Consider the following 6,038-nt stretch of genomic DNA (forward strand, 5'->3'; position numbering starts at 1 on the left):
TAAATGTTTATTTATTTTTTGATTTCTGAAACTACTCCTGATGCTACTGTTCTTCCACCTTCTCTTATAGCAAATCTTAATCCTGGTTCCATTGCTATTGGGTGAATTAATGCTACTTCTACTGCTACGTTATCTCCTGGCATTACCATTTCTATTCCTGATGGTAAATGTACTTCTCCTGTTATATCTGTCGTTCTGAAGTAGAATTGTGGTTTATATCCTGTAAAGAATGGTGTATGTCTTCCACCTTCTTCTTTTGTTAATACATAGATTTCACCTTTAAAGTCTGTATGTGGTGTTATTGATCCTGGTTTTGCTAATACTTGTCCTCTTTCAACATCTTCTTTCTTTATTCCTCTTAATAAAGCTCCTACGTTGTCTCCTGCTTGTCCTTGATCTAATAACTTTCTGAACATTTCTATTCCTGTTACTATTGATTTAGCTGTATCTTTTATTCCTACTATTGATACTTCTTCTCCAACCTTAACTAGTCCTCTTTCTATTCTTCCTGTTACCACTGTTCCTCTTCCTGTTATTGTCATTACGTCTTCTATTGGCATCAAGAATGGTTGATCTACTGGTCTTTCTGGTGTTGGTATATAATCATCTACTGCTTGGATTAATTCTAATATTTGTTCTTCTGCTTTTGCATCTCCATCTAATGCTTTTAATGATGATCCTTTTACTACCGGTATGTCATCTCCTGGGAATCCATATTCAGTTAATAATTCTCTTACTTCCATTTCTACTAAGTCTAGTAATTCTTCGTCATCTACCATATCTACTTTATTTAAGTATACTACTATGTAAGGTACTCCTACTTGTCTTGCTAGTAAGATATGTTCTCTTGTTTGTGGCATTGGTCCATCTGCTGCTGATACTACTAGTATTGCTCCATCCATTTGTGCTGCTCCTGTTATCATGTTTTTAACATAGTCAGCATGGCCTGGACAGTCTACGTGTGCGTAGTGTCTTGTTTCTGATGAGTACTCTATATGAGCTGTGTTTATTGTTATCCCTCTTTCTCTTTCTTCAGGGGCTTGATCTATATTTGCAAAGTCTACTTTTTCTGCTAGACCTCTTGCTGCTAATACTTTTGAGATCGCTGCTGTTGTTGTTGTTTTCCCGTGATCTACGTGTCCTATTGTTCCCACGTTTACGTGTGGTTTACTTCTGTCAAATTTTTGTTTTGCCATTTTATTCTCCTCCTATTATTTTCCTTGTCTTTCAGCAATTACTTTTTCTGCTAAATTCTTAGGTACTTGTTCATATTTTTCAAATTCCATTGCATAAGATGCTCTACCTTGTGTCTTTGATCTTAAATCTGTTGCATAACCAAACATTTCAGATAATGGTACATGGGCATTTATTATTTTTGCGTTGTTTCTATCATTCATTCCAGAAACTTGTCCTCTTCTTGAATTTAAGTCTCCTATAACATCTCCCATATATTCTTCTGGAGTTGTAACTTCAACTTTGAATATTGGTTCTAGTAATATTGGGCTTGCTGCTCTTAGACCCTTTTTAATAGCCATAGATCCAGCAATTTTAAATGCCATTTCTGATGAATCGACATCATGGTATGATCCATCATATAGAGTAACTTTAATGTCTTGTACAGGATATCCTGCAACAACACCTGAATCTAATGCTTCTTGTATTCCTTTATCAACAGCAGGTATATATTCTCTTGGAATTACCCCTCCTGTAATTTGATTTACAAATTCATAACCTTTATCTTTATTTGCTTCTACTTTAATTTTAACATGTCCGTATTGTCCTCTACCACCAGATTGTTTAATGTATTTTTCTTCAACATCTGAATTTCCAATGATAGTTTCTCTATAAGCAACTTGTGGTTTACCTACATTAGCTTCAACTTTAAATTCTCTTTTCATTCTATCTACTATAATTTCTAAGTGTAATTCTCCCATACCCTTAATTATTGTTTGCCCAGTTTCTTGGTCAGACATAACTACGAATGTAGGATCTTCTTCTGCTAACTTAGCTAATGCTGTTCCCATTTTTTCTTGGTCAGCTTTAGTTTTTGGTTCAACTGCTACTGATATAACAGGTTCTGGAAATTCCATATTTTCTAATACTATAGGTGCATCTTCAGCACATAAAGTATCTCCTGTACCAGTATCTTTTAATCCAACTACTGCTGCTATATCTCCAGCATAAACTTGATCAATTTCTTCTCTTTTATTAGCATGCATTTGAAGTAATCTTCCCATTCTTTCTTTTTTACCCTTAGTTGAGTTAAGTACATAAGAACCTTTTTCTAAAACTCCTGAATACACTCTAAAGAATGCTAATCTTCCAACAAATGGATCTGTAACTATTTTAAATGCTAAGCCTGAGAATTTTTCTTCATCTGCAGGTTTTCTTTTTTCTTCATTACCAGTTTTAGGATTTTCTCCTGTAACTGCTTTTATGTCTACTGGTGATGGCATATAGTTTATTATTGCATCTAATAAAGGTTGTATTCCCTTATTTTTGAATGCAGTTCCACATGTTACTGGAACTACTATTCCTTCTATAGTTGCTTTTCTTAATGCTTTCTTTAATTCTTCTGCTGTAATTTCTTCATCAGAAAAGAATTTATCCATTAGTTCTTCATCAGTTTCAACTATACATTCTAATAAATGATGTCTAGCTTCTTCTGCTTTTTCTTTTAAAGAATCTCTAATTTCTGCTATTTCATATTCAGCACCCATAGTTTCATCTTTAAATAGATATTCTTTTAATTCTATTAAATCAATTATTCCTTCAAAATAATCTTCAGCTCCTATTGGTAATTGAATTGGTACTCCATTACCTCCAAGTTTTTCTTTAATATCACTAACACACATATCAAAATTTGCACCTGTTCTATCCATCTTATTAAAGAATGCTAATCTTGGTACATTATATTTATCAGCCTGTCTCCAAACTGTTTCAGATTGTGGTTGAACTCCATCAACTGCTGAGAATACTGCAACCGCACCATCTAATACTCTTAGTGATCTTTCAACTTCAACTGTAAAGTCAACGTGTCCTGGTGTATCTATAATATTTATTCTGTGTTCTTTCCAGAAACATGTAGTTGCTGCAGAAGTAATTGTAATACCTCTTTCTTGCTCTTGTTCCATCCAGTCCATAGTTGCTGCTCCATCATGAACTTCTCCTATTTTATGGTTTACACCTGTATAAAATAGTATTCTTTCTGTTGTTGTTGTTTTACCAGCATCTATATGTGCCATTATTCCAATATTTCTAGTATCTTTAAGAGCTACTTTCCTTGCCATTATTCCCCCTTAACTACCATTTGTAATGAGCAAATGCTCTATTTGCTTCTGCCATTTTATATGTATCGTCTTTTTTCTTAACTGATCCACCTTCACCTTTAGATGCAGCGATTAATTCTTTTTTCAATTTATTAATCATTCCGTATTCTTTTCTATCTCTAGTATACTTAACTAACCATCTAATTGCTAAGGCTTGTTGTCTTTCTTTTCTCACTTCAACAGGAACTTGATATGTAGCCCCACCAATTCTTCTAGATCTTACTTCTAGTTGTGGTCTAACATTTTCCATTGCTTTTCTGAAAACTTCTATTCCTGGTTCATTTATTTCTTTTTCAATTTCTTCTAATGCATTATAGAATATTGATTCTGCTATTGATTTTTTACCATCTAACATAAGACCATTAATAAATTTAGTTACAACTTTATCATTGAACTTTGAATCAGGTAAAACATCTCTTTTTTCAGCTTGTCTTCTTCTTGACATTTGTTCTCCTCCTAATTATTTATTTTATTTAGGTCTCTTAGTACCGTATCTTGATCTTCCTTGCTTTCTATTTACAACTCCTGCTGTATCTAGTGCACCTCTTATCACTTTATATCTTACCCCTGGTAAATCTTTAGTTCTTCCCCCTCTTAGTAATACTATTGAGTGTTCTTGAAGATTATGTCCTATTCCTGGTATGTATGCTGTTACTTCTATTCCGTTAACTAATTTTACTCTGGCAACCTTTCTTAACGCTGAGTTAGGTTTCTTAGGTGTAGTTGTATATACTCTTACACAAACTCCTCTTTTTTGTGGATTAGCCTTTAATGCTGGTGATTTCTTTTTCTTTTCAGATGTTTTTCTTCCAAATCTAACTAATTGATTGATTGTAGGCATATTTCCTCCTTCCGATTTTTTTTATTTATTGATATATACATCATATTCATTGTTGGGTTCCAGTAAAATTTTTAACAAATCTTATTAACTTTTCCATATATTTGACGTTCTAACAAATATATTTCAAAAATCAACAAAATAAGGTATTATATCTTACTGACAATAAATTTTGACATACTAAAACATGACAACGACAAACGTTGTACCTAAACATAGTATACTATTTTAATACATTTGTCAACAAAAACAATGCTTTTTTAACAAAAAAAAATCCATAATTATTAAAATAATAATCATAGTTTTTTTTAATTAATTTATTTTATACTATATATAGGACTTTTAACTAAATATTTAACAATATATACTAAAATTTTTTTATATTCTAAACCCTGCCTTAATTCCAAATTTATTATCAAAACTTTTAGTAGTTGATACATAAGCACCATCATATAAAAATTCAGTAATCAACGACTTATAAGCAAAGCCTAAACCTAATCCATAGTAAACTCCACCATTAAACTTTGTTTCTGTACTTTTTCTAACAGCTACTCCCCCAAATCTACTTGATACAAATAAATTAATATTCTTATTTTTAAATAAATTTACTCTACCTACAAGATAAATAGGAATAAATTCTTTTAATTTTTCAATCTTAAAATATGATGCTGTAATTCCATAATTATACTCAGCCCCAAAACCAAGTTCTAAACCTATTACAGAAATTCCTATACTAAACGGAATATATTCAGTTCCTATAGAAAATCCCATACCATTTACATTAGACATTGTAGGTTTTTCATTAATTTTCATACTGTCAACATAAACATCAAACCCTGTCTTAATATTCCATTCAGAAAATGCACTAATAGACAAAAACATATACATTAAAACTATTATTTTTTTCATTATTTCTCCCTTAACTAAAAAAACTATACACATAATTAAAATGTATATAGAAATTTATTATCTATTTTTAAAATGTCTTTATAATTTCTAGCCCAACTAAACCTTTATTTAAAATATTAATATAGCCTCCAATTTTTAAATCATCTCTTATTAATCCACCTATATGTAATTTCATATTTAAACTTGGTCTCTTTGATTTATGTGTATCACGAGCATAAATTGTTGAATTACCATTAGAATCTGATTCGTCATAATTATAATATATTCCTTTTTGATATGTAAAAGTTAAAGGGACTCCAATTTCATTCCCTATATACATATTATATTTCTTTATATAAATATCATATCTAAACGCAAAATTTAAACTTAATTCTGTCGAAAAAACTTTTTTAACATCTCTTCGTGTATTTAATTTCCCAGCAATATTTGAATTTACACCAAAAACTGGTCCTAATCCAACATCGATATTATCATTTACTTTAAACACCCATTCTGGTGATATTTCAATACCTGCACTAGCTCCAAATCAGTATAAAATGCTGTATTAGCAATTAAATTAACATTAGGTCTAGCTGAATAACTTAACCCAGGCAATGCCATTATAGGCATTAAAAACAATAAAAATTTCTTTATAAAATTTCCTACTTTCTGTAATAAGTATGTATCACAAAGTTGTATAAACAATTTATAAAAATCATACAAAATATATGATCTAAAAAATTTGTAAAATAAAAAAAAAATGGCGTCCTTGGTTGGATTCGAACCAACGACCCTCTGGTTAACAGCCAGATGCTCTAACCAACTGAGCTACAAAGACACCTTTAAACTTGGCAGATACCGATTTTCCCCATTACTGAGTATCTTAGGCGTATATAGGCTTAACTTCTAGGTTCGGTATGTTTCTAGGTGTTTCCCTATAGCTATGTCCACCAAGCTTTTCTTAACTTTTTTGTCCTTAGGCT

At 31.2% G+C, this 6,038-nt stretch carries 6 protein-coding genes, 1 tRNA gene and 1 rRNA gene; all 8 read right to left on the bottom strand.

Translation table 11 applies throughout. From position 1 onward, the window contains the following. Positions 1-11: 11 nt before the first annotated feature. Positions 12-1,196, bottom strand: coding sequence for an elongation factor Tu (tuf, locus tag AWT72_RS07665; RefSeq protein WP_067143259.1), 1,185 nt, complete (start codon positions 1,194-1,196; stop codon positions 12-14). A gap of 15 nt (positions 1,197-1,211) precedes the next feature. Then, positions 1,212-3,290, bottom strand: coding sequence for an elongation factor G (gene fusA, locus AWT72_RS07670; protein WP_067143264.1), 2,079 nt, complete (start codon positions 3,288-3,290; stop codon positions 1,212-1,214). Between the two features lie 13 nt (positions 3,291-3,303). Continuing rightward, positions 3,304-3,774, bottom strand: a complete 471-nt coding sequence (gene rpsG, locus AWT72_RS07675) for a 30S ribosomal protein S7 (protein WP_067143267.1) — start codon at positions 3,772-3,774, stop codon at positions 3,304-3,306. A 24-nt stretch (positions 3,775-3,798) separates the two neighbouring features. Next, a complete protein-coding gene (gene rpsL / locus AWT72_RS07680) occupies positions 3,799-4,170 on the bottom strand; it encodes a 30S ribosomal protein S12 (protein ID WP_067143270.1) in 372 nt (123 codons plus the stop codon). 375 nt (positions 4,171-4,545) lie between these two features. Further along, entirely contained in the window at positions 4,546-5,076 is a 531-nt protein-coding gene (locus tag AWT72_RS07685; RefSeq protein ID WP_067143272.1) for a hypothetical protein, read from the bottom strand. A gap of 67 nt (positions 5,077-5,143) precedes the next feature. Continuing rightward, the gene (locus tag AWT72_RS07690) at positions 5,144-5,563 is read right to left on the bottom strand and encodes a hypothetical protein (RefSeq protein ID WP_067143274.1); all 420 of its coding nucleotides are present in this window, start codon (positions 5,561-5,563) and stop codon (positions 5,144-5,146) included. Positions 5,564-5,816: 253 nt separating this feature from the next. Further along, positions 5,817-5,893 (bottom strand) — tRNA-Asn (locus AWT72_RS07695). Between the two features lie 8 nt (positions 5,894-5,901). After that, positions 5,902-6,010, bottom strand: a 5S ribosomal RNA gene (gene rrf / locus AWT72_RS07700). Between the last annotated feature and the right edge of the window lie 28 nt (positions 6,011-6,038).

The organism is Oceanivirga salmonicida (assembly GCF_001517915.1).
Taxonomy (GTDB): domain Bacteria; phylum Fusobacteriota; class Fusobacteriia; order Fusobacteriales; family Leptotrichiaceae; genus Oceanivirga; species Oceanivirga salmonicida.